This is a genomic window from Lysinibacillus sp. FW301-JW8, from assembly GCF_058788755.1.
In genome coordinates, this window is sequence record NZ_JBYTBB010000036.1 from 19,972 (window position 1) to 43,905 (window position 23,934).

General features: G+C 37.3%; 24 protein-coding genes and 1 riboswitch. Of the genes, 12 read left to right on the forward strand and 12 right to left on the reverse strand.

Annotation, left to right across the window (positions count from 1 at the left end; all coding sequences use genetic code 11):
• Positions 1-14: 14 nt before the first annotated feature.
• The 4 genes from AC3WOM_RS15100 to AC3WOM_RS15115 all read left to right on the forward strand — a co-directional run bounded on the left by AC3WOM_RS15100 (position 15) and on the right by AC3WOM_RS15115 (position 3,916).
• Complete coding sequence (locus tag AC3WOM_RS15100; protein WP_492447434.1) at positions 15-566, forward strand: sigma-70 family RNA polymerase sigma factor; 552 nt, start codon at positions 15-17, stop codon at positions 564-566.
• On the forward strand, positions 547-942 hold the full coding sequence (locus AC3WOM_RS15105; RefSeq protein WP_492447435.1) for a helix-turn-helix transcriptional regulator: 396 nt from the start codon (positions 547-549) through the stop codon (positions 940-942). Before AC3WOM_RS15100 ends, AC3WOM_RS15105 begins: the two co-directional genes overlap by 20 nt.
• The gene (locus AC3WOM_RS15110) at positions 929-2,167 is read left to right on the forward strand and encodes an FtsW/RodA/SpoVE family cell cycle protein (RefSeq protein WP_492447436.1); all 1,239 of its coding nucleotides are present in this window, start codon (positions 929-931) and stop codon (positions 2,165-2,167) included. Before AC3WOM_RS15105 ends, AC3WOM_RS15110 begins: the two co-directional genes overlap by 14 nt.
• A 144-nt stretch (positions 2,168-2,311) precedes the next feature.
• The gene (locus tag AC3WOM_RS15115; RefSeq protein ID WP_492447437.1) at positions 2,312-3,916 is read left to right on the forward strand and encodes an ABC-F family ATP-binding cassette domain-containing protein; all 1,605 of its coding nucleotides are present in this window, start codon (positions 2,312-2,314) and stop codon (positions 3,914-3,916) included.
• Between the two features lie 48 nt (positions 3,917-3,964).
• Here the strand turns inward: AC3WOM_RS15115 and AC3WOM_RS15120 are convergent, their stop codons facing one another.
• The 4 genes from AC3WOM_RS15120 to AC3WOM_RS15135 form a co-directional block, all read right to left on the reverse strand.
• Positions 3,965-4,708 carry an amidohydrolase family protein gene (locus tag AC3WOM_RS15120; RefSeq protein ID WP_492447457.1) on the reverse strand — a complete coding sequence of 248 codons (744 nt, stop codon included), beginning with the start codon at positions 4,706-4,708 and terminating at the stop codon, positions 3,965-3,967.
• 177 nt (positions 4,709-4,885) lie between these two features.
• Positions 4,886-6,121: a beta-ketoacyl-ACP synthase II gene (fabF, locus tag AC3WOM_RS15125; protein WP_492447438.1), complete on the reverse strand. Its 1,236-nt coding sequence runs from the start codon at positions 6,119-6,121 to the stop codon at positions 4,886-4,888.
• Positions 6,122-6,151: 30 nt separating this feature from the next.
• Positions 6,152-6,709 (reverse strand): TetR/AcrR family transcriptional regulator, encoded by a 558-nt coding sequence (locus AC3WOM_RS15130; protein ID WP_492447439.1) that lies wholly within the window; start codon positions 6,707-6,709, stop codon positions 6,152-6,154.
• 80 nt (positions 6,710-6,789) lie between these two features.
• Positions 6,790-7,260: a DinB family protein gene (locus AC3WOM_RS15135; protein ID WP_492447440.1), complete on the reverse strand. Its 471-nt coding sequence runs from the start codon at positions 7,258-7,260 to the stop codon at positions 6,790-6,792.
• 187 nt (positions 7,261-7,447) lie between these two features.
• On the opposite strand from AC3WOM_RS15135, the gene AC3WOM_RS15140 reads away from it, so the two are divergent.
• From AC3WOM_RS15140 to AC3WOM_RS15150, 3 genes are all read left to right on the forward strand, one after another.
• Positions 7,448-8,443: a S66 family peptidase gene (locus AC3WOM_RS15140; protein ID WP_492447441.1), complete on the forward strand. Its 996-nt coding sequence runs from the start codon at positions 7,448-7,450 to the stop codon at positions 8,441-8,443.
• A gap of 61 nt (positions 8,444-8,504) precedes the next feature.
• Complete coding sequence (locus AC3WOM_RS15145; RefSeq protein ID WP_492447442.1) at positions 8,505-9,131, forward strand: hypothetical protein; 627 nt, start codon at positions 8,505-8,507, stop codon at positions 9,129-9,131.
• A 60-nt stretch (positions 9,132-9,191) separates the two neighbouring features.
• Positions 9,192-9,998 carry a S1C family serine protease gene (locus tag AC3WOM_RS15150; RefSeq protein WP_492447443.1) on the forward strand — a complete coding sequence of 269 codons (807 nt, stop codon included), beginning with the start codon at positions 9,192-9,194 and terminating at the stop codon, positions 9,996-9,998.
• Between the two features lie 171 nt (positions 9,999-10,169).
• Here the strand turns inward: AC3WOM_RS15150 and AC3WOM_RS15155 are convergent, their stop codons facing one another.
• A complete protein-coding gene (locus tag AC3WOM_RS15155; protein ID WP_004230088.1) occupies positions 10,170-10,370 on the reverse strand; it encodes a cold-shock protein in 201 nt (66 codons plus the stop codon).
• A gap of 220 nt (positions 10,371-10,590) precedes the next feature.
• On the reverse strand, positions 10,591-10,914 hold the full coding sequence (locus AC3WOM_RS15160) for a DUF1033 family protein (RefSeq protein ID WP_427547749.1): 324 nt from the start codon (positions 10,912-10,914) through the stop codon (positions 10,591-10,593).
• A gap of 91 nt (positions 10,915-11,005) precedes the next feature.
• Between AC3WOM_RS15160 and AC3WOM_RS15165 the strand changes: the two genes are divergently transcribed.
• From AC3WOM_RS15165 to AC3WOM_RS15185, 5 genes are all read left to right on the forward strand, one after another.
• Positions 11,006-12,733, forward strand: a complete 1,728-nt coding sequence (locus AC3WOM_RS15165; RefSeq protein ID WP_427547751.1) for a methyl-accepting chemotaxis protein — start codon at positions 11,006-11,008, stop codon at positions 12,731-12,733.
• A 44-nt stretch (positions 12,734-12,777) separates the two neighbouring features.
• The gene (locus AC3WOM_RS15170; RefSeq protein WP_492447445.1) at positions 12,778-13,059 is read left to right on the forward strand and encodes an acylphosphatase; all 282 of its coding nucleotides are present in this window, start codon (positions 12,778-12,780) and stop codon (positions 13,057-13,059) included.
• Positions 13,060-13,320: 261 nt separating this feature from the next.
• Positions 13,321-13,896, forward strand: a complete 576-nt coding sequence (locus AC3WOM_RS15175) for a YdeI/OmpD-associated family protein (RefSeq protein ID WP_492447458.1) — start codon at positions 13,321-13,323, stop codon at positions 13,894-13,896.
• A gap of 398 nt (positions 13,897-14,294) precedes the next feature.
• The gene (locus tag AC3WOM_RS15180; RefSeq protein WP_427547754.1) at positions 14,295-14,945 is read left to right on the forward strand and encodes a 5-bromo-4-chloroindolyl phosphate hydrolysis family protein; all 651 of its coding nucleotides are present in this window, start codon (positions 14,295-14,297) and stop codon (positions 14,943-14,945) included.
• Complete coding sequence (locus AC3WOM_RS15185; RefSeq protein WP_427547756.1) at positions 14,942-16,006, forward strand: toxic anion resistance protein; 1,065 nt, start codon at positions 14,942-14,944, stop codon at positions 16,004-16,006. Before AC3WOM_RS15180 ends, AC3WOM_RS15185 begins: the two co-directional genes overlap by 4 nt.
• A gap of 65 nt (positions 16,007-16,071) precedes the next feature.
• On the opposite strand, the gene AC3WOM_RS15190 is transcribed toward AC3WOM_RS15185, so the two are convergent.
• The 6 genes from AC3WOM_RS15190 to AC3WOM_RS15215 all read right to left on the reverse strand — a co-directional run bounded on the left by AC3WOM_RS15190 (position 16,072) and on the right by AC3WOM_RS15215 (position 23,904).
• On the reverse strand, positions 16,072-16,269 hold the full coding sequence (locus AC3WOM_RS15190) for a DUF6501 family protein (RefSeq protein ID WP_492447446.1): 198 nt from the start codon (positions 16,267-16,269) through the stop codon (positions 16,072-16,074).
• Between the two features lie 295 nt (positions 16,270-16,564).
• Positions 16,565-17,296 (reverse strand): amino acid ABC transporter ATP-binding protein, encoded by a 732-nt coding sequence (locus tag AC3WOM_RS15195; protein WP_427549477.1) that lies wholly within the window; start codon positions 17,294-17,296, stop codon positions 16,565-16,567.
• A 12-nt stretch (positions 17,297-17,308) separates the two neighbouring features.
• Entirely contained in the window at positions 17,309-18,034 is a 726-nt protein-coding gene (locus AC3WOM_RS15200) for an amino acid ABC transporter permease (RefSeq protein ID WP_427549475.1), read from the reverse strand.
• 188 nt (positions 18,035-18,222) lie between these two features.
• Positions 18,223-19,080 (reverse strand): transporter substrate-binding domain-containing protein, encoded by an 858-nt coding sequence (locus AC3WOM_RS15205; RefSeq protein WP_492447447.1) that lies wholly within the window; start codon positions 19,078-19,080, stop codon positions 18,223-18,225.
• A gap of 118 nt (positions 19,081-19,198) precedes the next feature.
• A riboswitch (Lysine riboswitch) is annotated at positions 19,199-19,385 on the reverse strand.
• A gap of 373 nt (positions 19,386-19,758) precedes the next feature.
• Complete coding sequence (gene odhB / locus AC3WOM_RS15210; RefSeq protein WP_492447448.1) at positions 19,759-20,991, reverse strand: 2-oxoglutarate dehydrogenase complex dihydrolipoyllysine-residue succinyltransferase; 1,233 nt, start codon at positions 20,989-20,991, stop codon at positions 19,759-19,761.
• 90 nt (positions 20,992-21,081) lie between these two features.
• Positions 21,082-23,904 carry a 2-oxoglutarate dehydrogenase E1 component gene (locus AC3WOM_RS15215; protein ID WP_492447449.1) on the reverse strand — a complete coding sequence of 941 codons (2,823 nt, stop codon included), beginning with the start codon at positions 23,902-23,904 and terminating at the stop codon, positions 21,082-21,084.
• Positions 23,905-23,934 lie beyond the last annotated feature (30 nt).

Sequence of the window (23,934 nt, forward strand, 5' to 3'; positions counted from 1 at the left end):
AAGGAGGTATGAAGATGGAGGAAGTGATATCTATCAGTGGATTATCGCGAAATCAGTTGATTAAGGAGCTTATGACTGATTATGGTCAGGAAGTTCTACAGCTTGTTTATACATATGTACATGATGTCGCACTTGCAGAGGATTTAACACAAGAAATTTTTATCAAATGCTATAAGGCATTGTCCACTTACCAGGGAAATGCTAGTTTGAAGACATGGTTGTGGCGTATTGCTATCAATCATACAAAAGACTATCTAAAGAGCTGGTACAAAAAAAATGTTTATGTCACTGAAACGAATGTCTTAGCTCAAACATTAGAAACGGGTGATTTGCTTGAGCAAGTTGTAAAAAATAGTGAGGAGGAGGCATTATTTGACTTAGTGATGGCACTTCCTGTCAAATATCGTGAACTTATTTACTTTTATTATTTTGAGGAATACTCGGTACAGGAGATTGCCTGCCTTCTAGCGTTAAATAAAAATACAGTCAAAACGAGACTTCGTAAGGCACGTTCTTTGTTACAAAAAACATTAGGAGGGAATCCATTTGACGGAATCACGTTTTAAACAAGCTATGAAAAGTCAGTTTCAAAAAGTGCAGTTTACAGAGAAGCATCGAGAAGTTGTACGTAAAGGTATTCAAGAGGAATTTTCGGATCAAGTGCTATTACCGATGCTGCAAACGATGCGTTCAGGATATGAGCTTACACAACTTCTTTATACAAAAAACAAAGCAGTAGTTCATTTTAACGAGGGAATGATTTATGCTATGCTACATCGCCTTGAACAGCAACAACTCATTGTTAGTGAATGGTACGAAAATGAAAAGCGATATGTTCTTTCACATAAAGGAATTAAGCTACTGACAAAGCTCAACAAAGAAATGCATGAACCCCCTTCCATTCAGCAATTATTGAAGGAGGCACGTTATGCAAACGATTAAGCAATATATTCAACATACAAAGAGACATATTCATAACAAGGAGGCACATGATGTAGTTGAAAAGGAGCTGACCTATCATTTAGAGAAGTCGAAGCATGCTTGGCTGGAAAAGGGATATAGCGATATCGATGCAGAACAACAGGCTGTGCGTGAAATGGGTAATGCTACAAAGCTTGGTATATCGCTTAATCAGATTCATCAGCCAAAAATCGATTGGATGCTCATTATTTCATTTCTGCTAGCGTCACTTTGTAGCTTCTTACCACTTTTTCCAGCTGAGTTCTTGTTAAGAGATTTTATTGTCCGCAATATCGTGATTGTTGTTGGTGGCATTGTTGCGACGATTGTCTTAATGCGACTCGATTTTCGAAAGCTAGAGGGCTATTCTATGCATTTGTATGTACTGGTAAGTGTGTTATTTCTCATTATCTTAAATGGTAATCAAGTGATGAATGGTGTTATCTTTTTTAAAGCTGGTCCACTTGAGCTTAAAGGTTGGATGACATTGCCTCTCTTTTTAATTGCGTTTGCAGGGCTTTTTGCTAAACAAAAAAAATCATTTTGGTGGCTGCTTATTCTTTATTCTATCGGTGTGTACTTTTACATCCTTTTGCCAGACATTTCACTATTCTTTACATACACAGCGATTGTTGCCTCATTATTTTATGCAAGCAACTTTTCTCGCAGGCTAAAGCTAGCATGTACTGCTGCTTTTAGTTTCCTGTTAATATGCGTAATCGGATACTTGTTGATTGCACCATTAAAGTCATACCAACTTACACGAATGCAGACAATCTATACACCAGGTTTAGAGGATACTTCTACTGTCATTTATATTTCAAATATGATGAAACAGCTCACATGGTTTGGCACTAGCAGTCAACCGTTTGCTGGTGGAGCCCATACTGATTTTGTATTACTGACAATCTTACAAACGTACGGGATTGTTGCAGGGGTAGTTATTTTAAGTCTTCTCGCCTTCATTATTTACCGTATAGCCTGTACACTTTCCTTCATTCAAAATGAATACGGGCGATTATTAATCGTAGGTGGGCTTGCCTATATAACAACGCAAATTGTTTATCACATACTTATGTTATTTGGACTTGTGCCACTTATGTCAATGCCAATCCCATTCATTAGCCATGGTGTTTTCCCGATGCTGCTTGGAAGCGTTGCGATTGGCTTTGCACTAAGTATTTATCGAAGAAAATCATTTATTTGATAATAGACTCTTTGGAAGCTGGGGTATTTATTGTGGCTAATATGCCTTTTATAATGATGCTAAACCTTGATTTAATAATGTTTATAGACTATGGAACATATTTCATGCTATACTAGAGCCATTGTGAAAAAAGGAGGAACTTGCATGATTCAAGTAAGTAATGTAGGTCTTCGCTATGGCGATCGTAAACTATTTGAAGACGTAAATATAAAATTCACACCGGGGAATTGCTACGGTTTAATCGGGGCAAATGGTGCCGGTAAATCAACATTTTTAAAAATTCTTTCTGGTGAAATTGAAGCACAGGAAGGTCATGTATCAATGGGGAAGGACGAACGTTTATCTGTCCTTAAACAAAACCACTTTGAATATGATGAATTCAATGTATTAGATACAGTTGTTATGGGGAACAAACGTCTTTGGGAAGTAAAAGCTGAAAAAGACGCTATCTACGCAAAAGAAGACTTTTCTGATGAGGATGGCATGCGTGCTGCTGAATTAGAGGGTGAATTCGCTGACCTAAATGGTTGGGAAGCTGACTCAGAAGCAGCAACATTATTAAACGGATTAGGGATTGGCGACGAGCTTCACTATATGCTAATGGCTGACCTTGAAGGTTCTGACAAAGTCAAAGTATTATTAGCACAAGCTCTATTTGGTAAACCAGACGTTCTATTACTAGATGAGCCTACCAACCACCTTGACTTAAAAGCAATCCAATGGTTAGAAGAATTCTTAATTAATTTTGAAAATACGGTTATTGTCGTATCCCATGACCGTCACTTCTTAAATAAAGTGTGTACGCATATCGCGGATTTAGACTTCTCTAAAATCCAATTATATGTTGGGAACTATGACTTCTGGTATGAGTCTAGCCAATTAGCACAAAAAATGATGGCAGACCAAAATAAGAAGAAAGAAGAAAAGATTAAAGAGCTACAAGCATTCGTTGCTCGTTTCTCTGCGAACGCTTCGAAATCAAGCCAAGCGACTTCTCGTAAGAAAATGTTGGATAAAATCGAGCTTGACGACATTAAACCTTCTAGCCGAAAATATCCATTCATCAACTTCCAAACTGGACGTGAGATCGGTAATGATGTGTTGACAGTGGAAGGTCTTACAGCAAGCAATGAAGGTGAAACTTTATTTAAAGACATTCGCTTCTCTATGAATAAAGACGATAAAATTGTTTTACTTGGTAGCCCGATGGCAAAAACAGCTCTTCTTGACATCTTAACGGAAGAAAAAGAAGCGGATGCAGGATCATTCAAATGGGGCGTGACAACTTCTCAAAGCTACTTTGAAAATGATCACGATAAATATTTTGAAGGCTCAGAAAAAACATTAGTTGAATGGCTTCGTCAATATTCTCCAGACGACGAAACAGAAAGCTTCCTACGTGGCTTCCTAGGTCGTATGCTATTCTCTGGTGAGGAAGTAAAGAAATCCCCTTCTGTTCTATCAGGGGGAGAAAAAGTACGTTGTATGCTATCGAAAATGATGCTTGCTACAGCAAACGTTATTTTATTAGATGAACCAACAAACCACCTTGACCTTGAATCTATTCAGGCACTAAATGAAGGACTTATGCGCTTCAAAGGTGCGATGCTCTTCACATCTCATGACCATCAATTTATCCAAACAATTGCGAATCGTGTCATCAAAATCCGTGAAGACGGCTCAATTTTAGATAAGCAATTAACATATGATGAATTCTTAGAGTGGAAAGATAGCCAAGGTTTAAGCTAATTCCAAATAAAATCCTCTACCGAAAGCTTTGGTAGGGGATTTTATTGTTTATTTAAAATACCATTGAATCGCATTCTTATAGAGGATCTTATCAGTAGCCTGTTCATCAAAAAGCTGTTGAATCAATTCAATATCTGCATGTTCAAAAGGTCGCTTTGCTCTGGTAGACGGTAAATCTGTTCCAAACATAAGTGCATCTGGATTTACTTCATAAATCGATTTTAAGGCATTCTTAACATCCAGTTCCACACGACCAAAGCCAGTCGCTTTTACATGTATCCCTTTTTCAACTAATCTTAATAAATGTGGTAGCCCTTCTTCAGATAAACCTAAATGATCAATGGAAATAGCCGGTAACTTTTCAATAGTCGATGCAATCTCTGGTAACTCTTTTGCATCCATATAAAGTTCACTATGCCAGCCAACTAAATCATAAACTCTTCTTGCAAAGGTATTTAGCTTTGATAGATCTTCTGAACCTCCTCGTTTAATATTAAACCGTAATCCTCGTACCCCATTATTATGTAAATAAATAATTTCATCATCAGTCACAGTAAAAGGCAATTGAGTAACACCACAAAAAGCTGGTCCCATTTGTTTCAAAGCTTTCAATAAGTATTCCTGGTCAAATCCTTGAAACGATCCTGATACAATCGCCCCACCTAAGACGTTGAAATCGGCAGTTTCATTTTGGTAATCTTCAACAATATAGCTTGGTGGTGTGTATCCTTGGTTTTCGATTATCGGAAAATCAAAATCAATAATATGAAAATGTGCATCAAAAATTCTCATCATCCATCTCTCCTTCTACACCTAAATTTAACACACAATGAACATAAGCATAAATATGAATTTTCACTATAGATTCATAAGAAAAACTTATTGGTAAATTACACATAAAAAGATGGTATGAAAATCCCATTTCATACCATCTTTATAATATACAAGCATTCCGAAAAATTTACTAAACTATTCCTCAAACTTTTTAAAAGCCAATACGGCATTATGGCCGCCAAAGCCGAAGCCATTAGACAAGGCAATATTGACTGGTTGATGTATCGCCTTGTTTGGTACATAATTTAAATCACATTCTGGATCTGGTACTTCATAGTTGATTGTTGGCGGTACAATACTATCCATTATACTTTTTAACGTAATGATGGCTTCTATCCCACCAGCTGCTCCAAAGAGGTGACCTGTCATTGATTTTGTAGAGCTCACCTTTAATTGATAGGCATGTTCACCAAAAACGCTTTTTATTGCCCTTGTTTCTGATTTATCTCCCTCTGGTGTACTAGTACCATGCGCATTAATATAATCCACAGCTGACAAATCAATATTAGCCATTTTTAAGGCTAGATTCATCGCATTTGCTGCCCCTGTAAAATCAGGAGACGTTATATGATATGCATCTGTTGTTACGCCATAGCCTACAATTTCACCGAGAATTGTTGCGCCTCTTTTTTTCGCATGTTCATACTCTTCAAGAAATACTACACCTGCTCCTTCTGACATCACAAAGCCATCACGTTGGCTGTCAAATGGTCGACTTGCCTTTGCTGGCTCATCATTCCTTGTTGACATTGCTTTCATACGAGAGAACCCAGCAAAACTAAGTGGATTAATTGGCGCCTCTGCTCCTCCTGCCAGAATCCCGTCTGCATAACCATGTCTAATATTTAAGAATGCCTCTCCAATTGCTTGATTCCCTGTTGCACAGGCTGAAACCGGTGAAAAGCTTGGACCTTTAAAGCCTGTTTTAATTGCTACAATACCTGCAGCCATATTGCTAATCATCATTGGTACCATAAAGGGGGAAACCTTACGTGGACCATTATCCAACATGTTTTGATGATTTGCTAAAATGGTATCAATACCACCAATACCTGAGCCTATATAAACGCCTAAGCGAGTTTTATCAATATTCTCCATATCTAAGTTTGCTTGCTCCAAAGCTTGCTGGGTAGCAGCTAGTGCATATTGAATAAAGACATCATATTTACTAATTTCCTTTTTATCCATATACTTAGCCGCATCAAAATTAGTGATATACCCTGCAATTTGGGTAGAAATAGTAGAGAATGCCTCTGATTGTATCTTTTTTATTCCTGATTTTCCTTCTGTAATATTTGTCCATAAATCTGACACTGAATTACCTAATGGTGATATAACACCATATCCCGTTATCACTACTCTTCGTACCATGAATGACTCTCCTTCAACTGTTTTCATGAATTATTGTAAAAGTCCCTTTAATTGGTCAAGCATTTTAGTAAAGAAGCCTTCCCCTAATACGCGCTTATATTGTAGTGCTCCCTTCGTACTTGCAATAAGCAGAATTGCCAGCGCCTCTAAATCCTCAGTTGTTTGCAAGGAGCCCTCTTGCTTTGCATCTTTCAGTAAATCCACAAAGCAATCGATTTCCATTTGACTGAGCTGTTGAATTTTTTCCTGCATTTGCAGTGGTAAATCATTATAGTCAGCCTGTAATGCAGAAATTGGGCAAACACCGTCCTGTTCTAGAAATTTGACGCGTTGTAAAATAAATGCGAAAGGCTTTTCGTCAGCCTCTATAGTGGCTTCTTTAATATTTGTGTACGCCCCCTCAAGTCCATTTTGTATCCTTTCGCAAACAGTAATACCTAAGTCTCCTTTCTTTTCAAAATGGTAATGAATACTTGCTTTTGTGACACCTAATTCTTTGGCTAGATCATCATAACTAAAAGCTGAAAATCCTTTTTCTTGAATTTTTTTCAAGGCTAATTCGATAATTTGTAATTTACGATTTGTCATGGCTATATACTAACTTACTAGTAGGTAAGTGTCAAATAAAAAAGCAGCAATCAGAATATGTCTGATTGCTGCCTTATAATTTATTGCATTTCCTTTGTTGGTCCCATCACACCTGGCACTGGTAAACCTGCTTGACGTAGCAGCACAGTCATCTGTCCACGGTGATGTGTTTGATGATCGATTAATACACGTAATAATGCACCTCTAGGCATAGGTTTAGTAAAGCCATTCACTTCTTCTAGCAAATCTTCATTCGATAGCTTCGCGACTTCCTCTTGTACACTACTAGCAATTTTCTCATAAGTTGCGGCAATCTCAGCAGCTGAAGACGGAATCGGGTCTTCTTGTCGAATCATCGGCACCTTTAAACCTGCTAAATAACTAAAATAACCTGCTGCACCAACTAAATGCCAGCCTATCCAGCCTAATGTACTATGACCTTCTACGATGCTTTGTCCTAGCTTCTCATCTGATACAGCCTTTAACACTTGAATCGTACCTTGTGATGCTGCTACCCACTCTTGTAAAAAATCATCTACTTGTCGATACATTTAAGCGCCCCCTTTTTGATCATTTCAATTCTATCATATTAAATTCTGCCCACTTGTACAAGTTTCTAAATTAGTTTACATAATAATATTATATGAAAAAATCCTATGATGTAAAAGTAGTTGCACATCAAATTGTAAAATCATGTATAATAACATTTGACTTACAACAAAAAGAAAGAGGTATTTTATGTTTTCCCCTTTAAAAAAAGGCGATATGATCGGCATATACTCGCCTTCAAAACCAGCTACTGTAACTGCAAAAGCTCGCTATGAACGTGGAAAGAAGCGTCTGGAAGCTCTTGGCTTAAAAATTCGTGAGGGTTCTTTAACAGATAAAGTTGATTTTTATCGCTCTGGTACACCCAAAGAACGAGCTCAAGAATTCAATGCCCTTCTACATGATCCTCAAATCAAAATGATTTTACCGACAATGGGTGGTACAAATGCTAATAGCATGTTGCCTTATTTAGATTATCAGGCATTCCAGCAAAACCCAAAAATACTTGTTGGTTTATCTGATGTGACCGCTATATTACTTGGCATGTATGCAAAGACGGAAATCCCCGTTTTTTATGGTCCCTCTGTTGCTTCAACTTTTGGTGAGTTCCCACCATTTGTGCAATATACGGAACAATATTTTAAAGATATATTTATGCACTCCCTATCCATTCCCTACAGTATGCCAATGCCACCCATTTGGACAGATGACCGATTAAATTGGTTAGAAAAAACATCTGAAAAAACACAGCATCATAATTCTTGGATTACAGTGCAGGCTGGTGTTGCTGAGGGACGTCTAATAGGTGGAAATATCAATACGATGTACGGTTTTATTGGAACCCCCTTTTTTCCACAAGTAAAAGAAGGAGATATTTTATTACTTGAAGATACATCCAAAACCATTGCAGTTGTCGAGAAAAACTTTACCATGCTTAAATTACATGGCATTTTTGACAAAGCGGCTGCAATTATTTTAGGCAAACATGAACAATTTGATGATTTAGGTACTGGGAGAAAGCCTTATGATATCTTGCTAGAGGTACTGGATGGCAACGATATTCCTATTATTGCGGAGGTTGATTGCTGCCATACGCACCCCCTTCATGCCATGCCTCTTGGTTTACGTATACGTGTTGATACATCAAAAAAACAAATTAGCTTTTTAGAAAGCTGGTACTCATAACATTCGTATGCCTGTTAAACTTCACGTATAATAAAAGTAAATAGCTGAAGGAGTTTTGCCTATGAGACAACAGGTACTTATACTTTCTCTTGCACTATTCCTCGTTGGCTGTAGTGACATAAGCAATACTGAGTCGGTGAACAAAACACCTGTAGTTGAACAACAAACTACTGAAGGAGTCATGCTTGCATCCTATTTCCCACCAGATGGTTCGATGGCTTACTTTCAGGGAGAAGGTAATGAATTTGCCAGTTTCACACTCCAAACAACCTACATCGATACCCAGCATATTGCTCAGGTAGAAGATAACGGTGGTGTCTCATTATTAAAGATTTATCGAATTACAGATATGGCTATTGAGCTTGTCTATAAGGAAGTGGTAGTTGGTAATCCCAAACAACTCACCTCCCAAGAAGTAGCTTCTTTACCAGTGATAGAAACTATCTTACAGAAGCCCTTAACAGTCGGTCATCACTTCAGTGGCTGGGCAGTCCAATCAACTACCGCTTCAATCAAGATTGGCACTACTGACTATCGTGATGTTATTCAGCTAACACGTACTGTAGATACGCTAACGACTACGAAATATTTTGCCAAAAGCATTGGACTAATCCGTATAGAGGATACGATGGTGACGAATAACGAGGAATCGTTTATTATTACATCGACCTTACAGAAAACCGAATAAGATCCACTTCACAGGCGTCCTGCTGCGGCGCCTTTTAATTTGGGTAAGGGGGTAGTATGAATGCATGATATACATAGGTCAACTGAGGAAGAACTAACGGAAGAAGAATTGATTGAGCTAGTCCTTGCTGAACAGCAAAAGGCGTTAACACAAGAACAAGAGGAACGCCAGCAAGGTAAAAGGCCTAAAAAACAAAAACCGATTATCAAATGGGTTGTCTGGAGTATGGCACTTGTGTTATTTATTAATACATTTGCTGTGATCTTTCAAATTTACTCCATCCCAGCTATTGAATTTTTGAAGGTATCTACTAGGCTATCCGCGCAAGAGGATATAAAAACCTATAAAAAATCGGTGGTGGAGGTATCTACTGGTTCTAGTAAAGGTACTGGTTTCTCCATTTCACCAGATGGTCTTATAATCACCAATGCACACGTTGTAGAAGACGCCCTTACTCTTTCGGTTATTTTTCCTGAGGAGGGCATCATGCAAGCAAAATTAGTGCAAAGTTACCCTGATGTTGATTTAGCAATATTGAAAGTAACTGGTGATAAACTGCCATCCCTTCCCCTTGCTGGAGATCCAACCTATAGTCGAAATGAGCATGTCTATTTTATTGGCAATCCATTAGCCTTTACGGGCATTGCTAATGAAGGTACTTTACTTGAATCAATACAATTAGAGGATTGGAAGGAGCCTGTGATGATGATGAAGGCACCTGTATATCGAGGAAACAGTGGAAGTCCTGTGTTAAATAGTGATGGTGAGGTGATCGGAATTGTCTTTGCTACGATGAAAAAAGAGCCATATGGTCGTGTGGGTTTATTTGTACCTGTTCAAGAATTACATCGTATTATCAATAATTAAGCACTTTGCTCCTGCTTATACTCTATTTTTTGAGATAAGTAGGTTTTTTAGTTTACATAATAAACATATAGTCAAACAAATAAACCTTTAATCTTTGAAATATGCAAAAAAAAGCACCCTATTGAAATAGGATGCTTTAAGTTTAACGAAAGTAATTTTAATTACTGAGAATTAAAGTTTAGTTACGTTAGCAGCTTGTGGTCCGCGGTTGCCATCTACAACTTCGAACTCTACTTTTTGACCTTCGTCAAGAGTTTTGAAACCTTCGCCTTGGATAGCTGAGAAGTGTACGAATACGTCGTTTTCACCTTCAACTTCGATGAATCCAAAACCTTTTTCTGAGTTAAACCATTTTACTGTACCTTGTTTCATTTAAGAAAACCTCCAAAAAAATAAAAGTGAACAATATGTAATTTCTTCAGCGAATGAAAAAAATTCACATATTACAAAGAGTACCGAACTAACGCGATCACTTTTTGTAATATGTGAATTCATGTTTCCGGTGAAGCAATTAAATTGTTAACCTAAGTATAACCATCATTCATAATTTTGTCAAATAAAGAAAATTGTTTTTTTATTTAATTTCTAAATTTTATTTCAATTCTTCTGATTTTAAAGCTATAATACCATGATAGACTTGTGCATCATCATCACATGCTTCACAATAAAAGCTCTCATCCTCTGACCAAAAAGCCCAATATCGCTCTTCTTTTGTCGCCTCATTGTCGTATGTTAATCGAAAGTGCTCTAATTTTTGCGCCAATGCCAATTTAAATTGCTCTTCTGTTGCAAATGTTTCATTCGTTTGAATAAAAGCTTCCCAGCCTTCAAATTTCCACCAAGGCTCATAATCAGCTTTCATGTAAAGTATTGTATACATATTTGCCCATTCCCTGCTGTCATAAGATATTCTCATTTTAGCAAACACACCTGAAATGTCTATTAAAACACCCTGAAATATGCTATTATTACCTTATTATTCATACTTTTTGGGAGGTATTTTTTTTATGTTTTCAAGTATTCGACCGAAGGCAGAACTCGAAGAATTATTAAAGCGTGGCACCAATTTAAATGCAACTGGCCGTTTCCATCAAACACTAGCATTTAACCACTTCAATTCTCACGATGAGGAAAATTTAAAGGCTCTTTACAATAAATTAAAAGATATCACTCCATCTATGAATGCAATTTTTAACAATTATTTAAGTGAAATCTCCCCTTCCTCTCAGCAAACAATCAGTGAAGGAAATATTAATCGATATTTGACACAATTTTTCTTAGCTACACGTGATGATGAGTATGTAGATGAAACAGTTAAGTTTTTCAATTTATTTCGAAAAAATCAGTACGAGCCTGGTAAATTAATTGTTGTTTTCAATCAGTTTGCCTTTTATATTACTACATATATTTTGCATAATTTTGGTATGAAACCGAATAAGGCTTTTGAATACATGAAATCCTTCCAATCTGCTGTCAATGTTGATCAAGAGCTACTCGTTGAAGTCCTAACAGAACGAATTATTGAAAATGTAGTCGCAGAAGTATCTTCTTTAATGGATGTTAACGCTAAAATTATGTACATGAAAGATTTAGTATTCAGTTTAGATAAACAAAATGAAGAAATCCAATCCTCTACCGCTGCAACAGAAGAAATTGCCGCTTCTATCAATGAGGTTGCCCGTATGTCTTCCCATATTTCTGAAAAAACAACAGAATCTGTAGACCATGCTGTAAAAGGGAAAAATGCTATTGAGCATGCATTATCTGAAATCTTCAAAACTGAAGAAACATTTACTACAATCGTTGAGTCTTTTTCAGAATTACAAAAGCGAGTAAATGATATTGAGCATGTAGTAACTTTGATTAACCAAATTGCTGATCAAACAAATTTACTTGCTCTAAATGCTTCTATTGAGGCAGCGCGCGCAGGTGAACATGGTAAAGGCTTTGCTGTAGTCGCACAGGAAGTTCGAAAGCTTGCTGAGGGCACTGTCTCAGCACTAAGTGAGGTTTCCACGAACGTTCATCATTTAAAAAGCTATTCGAATGATGTATCAAACTCCATTACAGAAACAACAGAAATTATTAAAGATGCAACCGTTGAGGCGAAAGAATCGTTGCCATTATTGAACGCTATTGTAAGCGCCATTGAAGGTATTAATCTGGATGTCACAAATACGGCTGCTATCTCACAGGAACAGGCAGCTGCAATTGACGAAGTATCTGCAAGAATGATAGAAATATCTAATTTACAGGATGATATTCGAGACTATAGTCATAATACATCTAGTGATATACACTTATTAGGAAAAGAAATTAACCGCTTCCGTAATGATATCGTTGCCAATAATAATGTTCAGCTATCATCTATAGCATTATTACAATTATCAAAGGCAGATCATATTTTATGGAAATGGCGAATTTATAATATGTTCCTCGGACTTGAAAATGTACAACCGAGTGATGTATCTTCTCATAAAGATTGTCGACTTGGTAAGTGGTATACGTCTCCACGCTCTGTGGAACGTTTTGGACACTTACAAGATTATCGTGATCTAGACGCCTATCATATACGTGTCCATGAGTCAGCAAAATTAGCAGCAGAGGCTCATAAGGCTGGTCATATACAACAAGCCGAAGTTCATTTAAAAGAAGTTGACCAGGCATCTGAGAAGGTACTCTACTTTATTAATAACTTAATTGCTCATTTAGAAAAAGAACGTGTAATGCACTAACTAGAGGGGACCCTTCCCCTCCTTAACTAGTAGGAGGTTTTAGCGTGAACAAGCGAGCGCTGATTAAATTTTTTGGTGATGTATATGGTACAGGCTACCGTTTTTTCATTAAACAAAAAGCGATTGAGCTAGGATTAAAAGGATATTGTAAGCTTAATGACCAAGAACAGATTGAAGTTGAAGTAGAAGGATCTAAAAAAGCAATAGAAGAATTCCTTGTATTTGTTCAAAAAGGCGTAAGCCCGCAAGCAGATTCTAATTCATTTACTTTAGAGCTTTATGATGATTTGAAAGGATATGTGCGAATGGAGTCAGATATTGTTTAATTAGGTCAAAAGCTAGTTAATAATAAGTTTGATGATACTCTCAAAATGAAATGCTACTTAAGGCAAATTTTTCTTAAGATTGAGGTTTAATTCTTCAATCTTTTTTAGCTTCCAATTTAATGCAGCTCCCTAGTACATTTTGTTGCTATGCTAGACATGACACTATCTCATGTTTTATTATAAATCAATTAATGAAATTGATTTGGTCCTTCTTGACTTTAGATTAAATAATTGATTAGAGGTGTTCCTTGAGTGAATAGCATGAATCCTAAGGTTGATGAATTTTTAAATAAGGCAAAAAAATGGCAAGAAGAATATAGAACGTTAAGAAAAATTGTTCTTGACTGTGAGCTGACTGAAGAATTTAAGTGGATGCATCCTTGTTACACGCTTGATAATAAAAACATAGTGTTAATTCATGGATTTAAAGAATATTGTGCGCTTCTATTTCACAAGGGTGCACTGCTACAGGATACACACGGAATACTCATTCAGCAAACTGAAAATGTTCAGGCAGCACGCCAAATTCGCTTTACGAATGTTCAAGAAATAGTTGAAAAGGAAGCAATCATAAAAGCCTATATCTCCGATGCAATTGCAGTTGAAAAAGCAGGCTTAGAAGTAGCGTTAAAAAAGGATACGGAGAGTATTCCTGATGAACTTCAACAAAAATTCGAAGAAAAGCCCGCCTTGAAAACTGCCTTTGAGGCATTAACGCCTGGACGGCAAAGAGCATACATTCTATATTTTTCTCAACCCAAACAATCTAAAACCAGAGTATCAAGGATTGAAAAATATACACAGCAGATTCTTAATGGTAAGGGATTAAATGATTAAATTTATTAAGCTTTAGCATTAACAAGTATCATTAATAACAGTGACATCAGTACTTATTTCAAATTGGGGGCATTTTTTGTCATCTTCAGGAGGTTTCATTAAAAACGGAGCCTCCTCCCTTCCTATAACGATCAAAACGGATGTTATAGGAACATAGAAAAAGGCTTACCTAAATTAAATACATATTAAAATAAACATAAGCACAATCCGATTGGAAAACGTTAATCTATGATAGTTATTAATATGGCTCCAAAGATTGCCAGTATTTAATGTATTATCATTGAGAAACTTAACAATTAGCAGTAAAATTTATGTAAGGTTTAATTTTTCAATGAAACTTTATGTCGATTATTTCGTATAAGAAGATAGACATATTGAAAAGCAAGGAGGAAGAAACAATGCTTAGTGTCAAACAGTTTTTCACTAGACATACCGCTAGCTTCTTTATTTCTCTAACAACTGTTTCTATCTCAGCAATTGTGGCAAATCCAGGATACTTCCTTGGTGGTTTATTTTTTGCTGGAACCTACGCGACGAGTACAGCGTTGCTGAAACATAGACAGAAGAAGAAAGTTATGCAATTAACTGGTATAACAAAAGAAGAGTATAAACATATTGAAACCCAAATTATAACAGCAAATAAGCAGATTCAAACATTGAGCCAAAACTACTTACGTGTACGCTCTGTCGCAGCATTTAAGCAATTACTTGAAATGACGCGTATTTCAAAAAATATTGTAAAAATTGTCAAGACAGATCCCCGAAAATTTTATAATGTAGAGCAATTTTTTTATGCACATCTGCCTTCTGCTGTAGAATTGACAGAAAAATACACAATGCTATCGAAGCAGCCTGTAAAGGATTCAGAAATTCAAATTACTTTATCTAAAACAAGGGAAACATTGACAGATTTAAATGATACGATTCAGATTGATTTAAAGGATGCGCTTTCCAATGATATCGATCACCTTCAAATGGAAATCGAATTCGCGAATCGTTCCAATAATAGAAGAAGAGAACAATTGGAGTGGCGAGGCGATGATAAGTGACAGCAAATGATCATGCATTTCAACTTAATACGATACAAGGGCTTTCCCCCCTTGTACATACTTATTTAGAAACATCAAATAACGAGGCGATGGCGACGTATGAAACGCTATCGCCTCTTGCACAAAGTCGTGCACTTCTTTATGCTAGTCAAATCGATTTGGCAAAATTTGAATCTGTACTATCTTTAGGGCAAGATTCACAACGATCACTTTCTCACTTCGCTGATCGCATGCTTGCACAGGTGAAACAGAAGGATGTTACCAAAATTGGACAAATGCTAGATTCGTTAATGCAAACATTAGATCGTGTAGATCCTAACGCATTAGAGCCAAAAAAGCAGTCTTTCTTAAAAAAAATGTTTAGTAAAACGGAGCGCCCAATTAAGCAAACATTAACGGAGTTTGAACGAATCAGTATCCAAGTTGAACGTATTGGTGTGCAACTAGAACGTGCACAGATTCAGCTGATAAAGGATGTAGAGATGCTTGATGATCTTTACTCACATAATAGAGGATTTTTTGAGGAGCTTGCCACTGCCATTGCAGCAGGGCAAATGAAAAAGCAGCAAGCCATTGAGACAGAACTGCCAACAAAGGTGCAAAATGTACAGGCAGCGAAGCAACCTCTTGCAGTCCAACAACTTAATGATTTAGCCGCTCAAATTGAACGTCTAGATCAACGCATTTATGACTTACAAGTTTCACAGCAAGTTGCTCTGCAAACTGCACCCCAAATACGCATGATTCAGCAAGCTAACCAAACACTTGCAGAAAAAATAGAATTTTCAATCGTTACCCTAATACCGCTTTGGAAAAATCAGCTAGCCATGATGTTATCCATGAATATGGATCAACACTATGCACAGCTAGAGGAACGTTTGTCTCGCACACACGATCGCTTTGCGAGCCCCTCTTTCGAACAGCAAGTATCAAAATTCAGAGAAACCCAGCAAGAGCTCAAGACGGCTATTCAGGATGTCTTTGCCCTTCATACAGCTACGGAGCAAGAAAAACAGCATCTACAGGATGTTGCTGAATTAAAGGGCTTTAAGAAGGACTAACGCTATTTTTCTCATGAACAAAAGGTGGCTCAGAAATCCCCTGAACCACCCTACTTTTGTGAAGCCTATTCAAAATAGTCTTTATAGTAGCCGCCAATATTACCTGTATTATCGATAATAAAGATGAACTCTTCCGTTTCATTTTTAACTTCATAATCTTTTCCAACTGTCAATACATTGGACACTAAGTATTTAGATGCATTTGTATGCTTGCACGTGACTGTGCGAAGTGTTGGCGCATCTGTCCATTTTAAATGTAACATAATATCTCTACCTCTCTTTACTAGCATGAAGCTAATGTCTACTGCTTATTTTATATTATTTTAGATCTTTTGTGGAGAAAAAAACCATAGAAGACCATATTTTCTTGATAAACATCCGTTATTATTATAAATTTTTACTTTGAGGTGTTCATATGAGCTTTGGTGGTGTACCGCAATGGTTTTTTATCATTGCCGTAGCATTTGCAATTTGCTTTATTTTATATGCAGAATGGAATTCTAGAAAATAAGTGAGCCCAATTATATTGGACTCACTTTTTTCATTTCTACTTGAAATTTATTTTAAAGTACGCTTTAAAAATTCTTTTGTTCGTTCATGCTGAGGTGTTACTAAAACTTGTGAAGGTGGTCCCTCTTCTACAATTACACCTTTATCCATAAATACGACACGATCTGCTACTTCTTTTGCAAATTCCATTTCATGTGTCACGATTAACATCGTATTGCCTTCATCTGCAAGCTGTCGCATAACCTTTAATACTTCCCCTACCATTTCTGGATCGAGAGCAGATGTCGGCTCATCAAATAGCATCACATCCGGACTCATTGATAGTGCACGCGCAATAGCCACACGCTGTTTTTGTCCACCAGATAACTGTCTTGGCTTCGCATTTACATATTGATCCATACCAACAATTTTTAAATATTCTAAAGCTATTTTTTCAGCTTCTGATTTTGAACGCTTTAATACTTTTATTTGACCTACTGTACAATTGTTTAATACATTATGGTTGTTAAATAAGTTAAATTGCTGGAAAACCATACCCAAATGTGTACGATACTTTTGAATGTTATGCTTATCATCAAGAATATTTTCACCTTTGTAGATAATCTGCCCACCACTTGGCGTTTCTAATAAATTGATGCAACGAAGTAATGTTGATTTACCAGATCCAGAGGAGCCGATTAAACAAACTACCTCACCCTTTTCTACTTGAAAATTGACATCCTTTAACACTTGGTTACGACCAAATGATTTACTTAAATGCTTGATGTTAATGACTGTCATTTGTGCGTCCCCCTATATTGCTTCTTTCTGTTCTTTTTGATAGGCATCTGGTCCATCAAGACGTTTTTCAACATATAATAAAATTCGTGATGCCGTAAATGTCATAATAAAGTAAAGGACACAAGCTACAAAGAATGATTCAAAATAGCGGAAGTTATTCCCTGCAATTGATTTTGTTTGGAAGAATAATTCCGTTACACCAATAACGTTTAAAACAGCAGTATCCTTAATATTCATTATTAATTGGTTCCCTGTTGCAGGTAATACATTTCGTGCAACCTGTGGTAGTACAACATGTAGCATGATCTGGAAATGATTCATACCAATAGCTGAAGCAGCCTCGTATTGACCTTTATCAATTGAAACAATACCACCACGCACAATTTCCGTCATATAAGCACCGGTATTCAGAGAAACTACTAAAATACCTGCTGTAATAAAATGCATGTCGATACCAAATGCTATATCCAATCCGAAGAAGACAACCATCGCTTGTACAATCATTGGTGTACCACGGAAGAATTCAACATAGCATGTAAGTATAAAATTAATCAGCTTTAAACTGTAAAATTTCACACCCTTTTTACGAACCGGAATGGTATGCATAATCCCGATGAAAAATCCGATAAATGCACCAATAATTGTACTAATACTCGAAATTAATAAGGTATAATACGCACCTCGTAAAAACATTTGCCAGTTATTCTCTACAATAGAGATAATCCATTCAAGACTCATGATGCTCCTCCTAACAACATTGTGTTGCTTGTTTCTTCTTTATATTCCTAGCTAACTAGCATGATGAACACGATTGTTCTACCATTTTATGAATAATGCAGCTAAGACATTATCATTATTTAGAGAGGTTCTCATTGAATAATGATGAAATGACATGCACGGACTAGCGAAGAGTCCGTGCATTCCTGTTACTGTGCTGCTGGTTGTTGCTGAATGGCATCTTCCATAATTGTTTGGCGATCATCTTCTGAAATTCCTTTTAAAATTTCATTGATTTTATCAAGATCTGCATCACCTTTGCGTAAACCAACTGCAATGGATGTATTAGAAGGATCTGTATCAAAGCCTTCCTCAAAAGCTATATATGTGAATTTATCATTAGCTGCTGCTGCTGAAATACCTTCTGGACGCTCTGCTACATAGCCATCAATTTTTCCTGCCTCTAGTGCTACACGCATTGCTGGGAAGCTATCCATAGCCGTTTGCTTTTGTACATCTTTGATTTGGTCAATCACTTTGTAGTTTGAAGTGTTTAATTGTGAAGTAATTTTAGCACCAGAGAAATCCTGGATTGATTTTGCTTTTTCATATTTACTGCCTTTTTTAATAACCATTACAAAATCAGAAGTATAATAGTTTTCAGTGAAATCAATTGTTTGCTTACGTTCTTCAGTAGGAGACATCCCAGCAATAATAGCATCAATTTTATTGGATTGAAGTGCTGGTACTAAACCATCCCATTCCATTTTTACAATCACTAATTCTTTTCCTAAACCCTCAGCAATTTTTTTTGCCATTTGAACATCATAGCCACCTGCATACTCTGCATTATCTGCAATTTTTACTGCGCCATTTGCATCATCTTGCTGTGTCCAGTTGAATGGCGCATAGCCCGCCTCCATACCAATACGGAATTCGCCACCGCCTTCTTCTTTGTCGGCTCCAGCATCACCTGAACCACCCTCTTTTTTGTCGCTCGTGCCACATGCAGCTAGCACAATTGCCGTCATGATAGAGATCATTACTAACAACCATTTTCTTTTCATGAAAAACTCCCCTTTTCTGTAAAAAAATAAGACAACTGTACTAAAAAAGACCTAAGCTTTGAACTTAGGTCTTACCTTTAATTGACAGTTGCCCAAATCCTCACTATAATTTCCATGTTTCTGAGATAGCACAACCTAGTAAATGTGGAAAGTAATTTACTAGGACAGTCCTGCAATTATTCACTGCAGACCCAGTATAAAAGTACGAGCTCCTTTTATACTTCGGCGATATTTCCTTCTCCATTGCGTCTTCGCTTGCTTGTACTCAGCAATGAACTAATAAATACCGCGCCTCTACCTCACAATAGAATGAATGTGAGGTTTGTTTATTTAATTGATATTTAGATACTACTATAAAACTAGCCTATTCGTCAAGGTAATTTTATCATTTTTCTGATTAATGACAATATTAGGGTTTTATCTATCTTAAATTCATTATTTACTTTTGCAAAGTTAACAAATATATTGAAGCTTCAGCGAAAAAAATCGCAAATTATTACTATTGATAGTAAGCCTAGTAATCCAAAAGTACCTTATAAGCACAGTTGTGTTTGCCTCTATACGGTTCTATCCATCACTTTGGCTTTTCTATCAGCTAATTCGACCGTTCTATCCGTCTCTTCCACTTTCTATCCTTTATACACAAGAAAAAGCCCTGCGATGTGCAGGGCTTTGGCATTAAGAATTTAATAATAAATCTTCTGGGTTTTCAAGTAATTCTTTTACTGTTTTAAGGAAGCCTACAGAATCTTTACCATCGATAATACGGTGGTCATAAGAAAGAGCTAGATACATCATTGGGCGAATTTCTACTTCACCATTCACTTCAACTGGACGTTTTTTGATAGAGTGCATGCCTAGGATAGCAGCTTGTGTACCATTCATGATAGGTGTAGACATTAATGAGCCGAATACACCACCATTTGTAATTGTGAATGAGCCACCTTGAAGATCTGCTAAACCTAATTTTTTGTCGCGAGCTTTTTTCGCTAGGTCTGCAATAGCATCTTCAATTTCAGCAAAGTTTTTGCGGTCAGCGTCACGTACAACTGGTACCACTAAGCCTTCCTCTGTAGATACAGCCACACCGATATCAAAGAAGTTGTTTAAGTGAATTTCGTCACCAACGATTTGTGCATTCACATAAGGGTATTTTTTAAGTGCTGCTACTACAGCTTTTGTGAAGAATGACATGAAACCAAGTTTAGAGCCTGTAGACTCGAAGAATTGGTCTTTTTTACGAGAACGTAAAGCCATAACATTCGTCATATCAACTTCGTTAAATGTAGTTAACATTGCAGTAGATTGTTTTACTTCAAGTAAACGTTTTGCAATTGTTTGACGACGGCGACTCATTTTTTCTACAGTCACACGTGATTCATCAACAGCTACTACCGCTTTTGGCGCTGCTGGAGCAGGTGCTGCTTGTGGTGCTACTACTGGAGCTGTCCCATGAGCTGCCACGTCTTGGACACGTACACGACCTTGTGGGTCTACTGGAGATACAGCAGCAAGATCAATACCTTTTTCGCGAGCAAGTTTACGTGCTGCTGGAGATGCGATTACGCGTTCACCAGAAGTTTCTTCCACAACTGGAGCTACTGCAACTGGAGCAGGTGCTACTTGTGGTGCTGGCGTTGCTTCAGCTGGAGCCGCTGGAGCTGGTGCTGCACCTTCGCCTGCTTCTACAACTGCGATAACTTGACCAACAAGTACAGTATCGCCTTCCTCAGCTAAAATTTGAGTTAAGACACCTGCTTCTTCTGAAATGATTTCAGCGTTTACTTTATCTGTTTCAAGTTCAACGATGAATTCACCTTTCTCAACGCGATCGCCCACTTTTTTTACCCACTGTGCGATACTTCCTTCTGTAATCGATTCTGCTAATTCAGGGACTTTAATTTCAGCCACTTTCATTTCCTCCTTTAATTAACGTGCATAATGCACATAGAAGGGCCACCTGCCTAAGCAAGCAGCCCGGCTTCAAAAATTAATATGTGATTATTTAACCTTTACAGGCTCAGCAACTGCCTCTTCTACAACTGCCGCTTGAGCAGCTTTATGAGAATCAGCATCACCTTCTGAAGTTGAGCTCATTGCAGGGCGACCTACATAACGAAGCTTTTTACCTTCTGAAAGTTCATATAATGTCTCTAATGCATAATTCCACGTACCTTGGTTTTTCGGTTCTTCCTGTACCCATACTACTTCTTTAACATTCGGATACTTAGCAATAATACCAGCAACTTGCTCTTTTGGGAATGGGTAAAGTTGTTCTACACGAATAATGTGTAAGTGATCGAAGCCTTCACCATCTTTTACGTGATCAGCTATATCAATCATGACTTTACCTGTACCTAGTACAATGCGCTCTACTGCGTCTGATTTTGCCCCTAGACCTGGTTGCTCAATTATTTCTTGGAATGAACCAGTTGCTAATTGCTCAGCATTCGCAGCAGCTAATGGGTGACGAAGTAAGTACTTCGGCGATACTACTACAAGCGGACGAACACCCTCTGTACCTAATAATGCTGCTTGACGGCGTAATAAGTGGTAGTAGTTACCTGCATTTGAGCAGTTTGCTACGAACCAGTTATTTTCAGCTGACATTTGTAAGTAGCGTTCCATACGGCTTGAAGAGTGTTCTGGACCTTGACCTTCATAACCATGTGGTAAAAGAATCACTAAACCAGATTTTTGTCCCCATTTAGCACGTGCACCTGAAATAAAGTTATCAAACATTACTTGAGCCATGTTAGCAAAATCACCGAATTGAGCTTCCCAAACCGATAATATATTACCATTTTCTAAATTATATCCATATTCAAAGCCTACTACCCCTGCTTCAGTTAATGGAGAATTGTGTACTGTAAACGATGCACTTGCACCAGAGATATGATGAAGTGGTGTAAATACATTACCATTGTTTTTATCGTGTAACACTAGGTGACGTTGTGAGAACGTACCACGCTGTGCATCCTGCCCTGTAAAACGAACTGGTGTACCATCTTGAATAATTGTAGCATAAGCTAATGTTTCAGCATGACCCCAGTCAATTTTTGCAGAAGCAAATGATTCACGACGTTTTTCTAAAATCTTACCAAGTTTTTTCTGTGGCTCGAATTTCTCTTCAAACACTAAAAGTTCTTCATTTATTTTTTCAAGACGTTCCACACCAACTGCTGTATCAATTTGTGGGAACTCTACTTTTAATTCTTCTGGCATTTCTAAATGTTTGTGCTCATCTTTAGCAGCCATTTCTTTAACATGATCATAAGAAGTTTGCATTTCTGCATAAATTGCTGTGTCTAATGCTGCTACATCATCTACAGAAACAACTCCCTCTGCTACTAATTGTGCGCCATATAAAGCACGAACAGTTTCGTGTTTAGCTACTAATTTATATGTCTCTGGGTTTGTTACAGTTGGATCATCAGTTTCATTGTGACCGTGACGACGGTAGCCAATTAAGTCAACGACAATATCTTTACCGAATTTTTGACGGTAGCTGGCTGCAAAACGACCAACTAATGTTACAGCCTCAGGACTATCTGCATTGACATGAACAACTGGTACTTCATAGCCTTTTGCTGGGTCTGAAGAGTAAACAGATGAACGAGAATCTTGCTGCTCAGTTGTAAATCCAATCATATTGTTAGCAATGATGTGGATTGTACCACCAGTTGTGAATCCTTCTGTTTTCGCAAAGTTAAGAACCTCTGTTACAATTCCTTGACCTGGGAATGCAGCATCACCGTGTACAAGAATACCTAATCCTTTTGTACGGTTATAAGTCGCTTGCCCTGGCTTAGACGTATCATCTTGAGCCGCACGAGCAGAACCTAAAACAACTGGATTTCCGACTTCTAAGTGTGAAGGGTTGTAAGCAAGTTTAACATTCATACCAGATTCGCGATTGTACGAAGCACCCATATGGTATTTTACATCACCTGTCCAACCTTTAGTGATTTCAAGTCGGCCATCCTTAGGTATAAATAATTCATTGGAAACATGTGCGAAATCAGAGAACATCATATCATACGGTTTGTTTAAAATATGTGTTAATACATTTAAACGACCACGGTGTGCCATTCCAATACGCACTTTTTCTACGCTATTAGCTTCTGCTGTTTTTAAAATTTCATCAAATAAAACGATTTGAGTATCTAAACCTTCACCTGAGAAACGTTTTTGACCAACGAAAGTTTTATGAATAAACTTCTCAAAATTTTCAACACGTGTTAAGCGATCTAATAATGCTTTTTTCTCATCAGAAGTTAGTGCTTGTTTAAATGAACCTGTTTCAATTTGTGCTTGAATCCAATCACGTTCATCTATTGCTGTGACGTGATTATATTCAAATGCCACTTTATCTGTATAAACAGATTTTAAGTAATCAATTGCATCTTTACCATTTTTCACGTTTGCTGGCACATCTTTGAAGAAGACAGCTGCAGGAATTTCAGCTAAATCTGCAGCGCTTAGATTGAACGCGCTTTCTTCAATTTGAGCTGTTTGTAGTTCACGGTTTTTCAAAGGGTAAATATCTGCCGCTAAATGACCATGCTCACGGATTGCATCTGCTAATTTCACAGCTGCTAATACTTTTTTGTAATCGCCAGCAGGAGCCGCTGTGTTACTAGCTACCGCTACTTCACCTTCTACTACTACTGGTGCACCAAATTGTTGGAATAATAATACTAACTCCGGTTCTACTTCTTCAGGAGACTGTAAGAATAAGTCGTATTGCTCCATCACATATCCTAGGTTAGGACCAGAGAAAGCTGACCATGGAGAACTTACAGTTGTAACGTTGTTCGACATGAAAAATGACCTCCAAATTTTGCCTTTCGG

What these genes read in the sequence shown, in the direction of transcription:
- AC3WOM_RS15120 (WP_492447457.1), bottom strand. Translation starts at nt 4,708, where the DNA reads ATGAGAATTTTTGATGCACATTTTCATATTATTGATTTTGATTTTCCG.
- AC3WOM_RS15100 (WP_492447434.1), top strand. Translation starts at nt 15, where the DNA reads ATGGAGGAAGTGATATCTATCAGTGGATTATCGCGAAATCAGTTGATT.
- AC3WOM_RS15200 (WP_427549475.1), bottom strand. Translation starts at nt 18,034, where the DNA reads ATGAGTCTTGAATGGATTATCTCTATTGTAGAGAATAACTGGCAAATG.
- AC3WOM_RS15160 (WP_427547749.1), bottom strand. Translation starts at nt 10,914, where the DNA reads ATGAGAATATCTTATGACAGCAGGGAATGGGCAAATATGTATACAATA.
- AC3WOM_RS15140 (WP_492447441.1), top strand. Translation starts at nt 7,448, where the DNA reads ATGTTTTCCCCTTTAAAAAAAGGCGATATGATCGGCATATACTCGCCT.
- AC3WOM_RS15115 (WP_492447437.1), top strand. Translation starts at nt 2,312, where the DNA reads ATGATTCAAGTAAGTAATGTAGGTCTTCGCTATGGCGATCGTAAACTA.
- AC3WOM_RS15165 (WP_427547751.1), top strand. Translation starts at nt 11,006, where the DNA reads ATGTTTTCAAGTATTCGACCGAAGGCAGAACTCGAAGAATTATTAAAG.
- AC3WOM_RS15215 (WP_492447449.1), bottom strand. Translation starts at nt 23,904, where the DNA reads ATGTCGAACAACGTTACAACTGTAAGTTCTCCATGGTCAGCTTTCTCT.
- AC3WOM_RS15175 (WP_492447458.1), top strand. Translation starts at nt 13,321, where the DNA reads ATGAATCCTAAGGTTGATGAATTTTTAAATAAGGCAAAAAAATGGCAA.
- AC3WOM_RS15110 (WP_492447436.1), top strand. Translation starts at nt 929, where the DNA reads ATGCAAACGATTAAGCAATATATTCAACATACAAAGAGACATATTCAT.
- AC3WOM_RS15135 (WP_492447440.1), bottom strand. Translation starts at nt 7,260, where the DNA reads ATGTATCGACAAGTAGATGATTTTTTACAAGAGTGGGTAGCAGCATCA.
- AC3WOM_RS15190 (WP_492447446.1), bottom strand. Translation starts at nt 16,269, where the DNA reads ATGTTACATTTAAAATGGACAGATGCGCCAACACTTCGCACAGTCACG.
- AC3WOM_RS15180 (WP_427547754.1), top strand. Translation starts at nt 14,295, where the DNA reads ATGCTTAGTGTCAAACAGTTTTTCACTAGACATACCGCTAGCTTCTTT.
- fabF (WP_492447438.1), bottom strand. Translation starts at nt 6,121, where the DNA reads ATGGTACGAAGAGTAGTGATAACGGGATATGGTGTTATATCACCATTA.
- AC3WOM_RS15205 (WP_492447447.1), bottom strand. Translation starts at nt 19,080, where the DNA reads ATGAAAAGAAAATGGTTGTTAGTAATGATCTCTATCATGACGGCAATT.
- AC3WOM_RS15155 (WP_004230088.1), bottom strand. Translation starts at nt 10,370, where the DNA reads ATGAAACAAGGTACAGTAAAATGGTTTAACTCAGAAAAAGGTTTTGGA.
- AC3WOM_RS15130 (WP_492447439.1), bottom strand. Translation starts at nt 6,709, where the DNA reads ATGACAAATCGTAAATTACAAATTATCGAATTAGCCTTGAAAAAAATT.
- AC3WOM_RS15150 (WP_492447443.1), top strand. Translation starts at nt 9,192, where the DNA reads ATGCATGATATACATAGGTCAACTGAGGAAGAACTAACGGAAGAAGAA.
- AC3WOM_RS15145 (WP_492447442.1), top strand. Translation starts at nt 8,505, where the DNA reads ATGAGACAACAGGTACTTATACTTTCTCTTGCACTATTCCTCGTTGGC.
- AC3WOM_RS15195 (WP_427549477.1), bottom strand. Translation starts at nt 17,296, where the DNA reads ATGACAGTCATTAACATCAAGCATTTAAGTAAATCATTTGGTCGTAAC.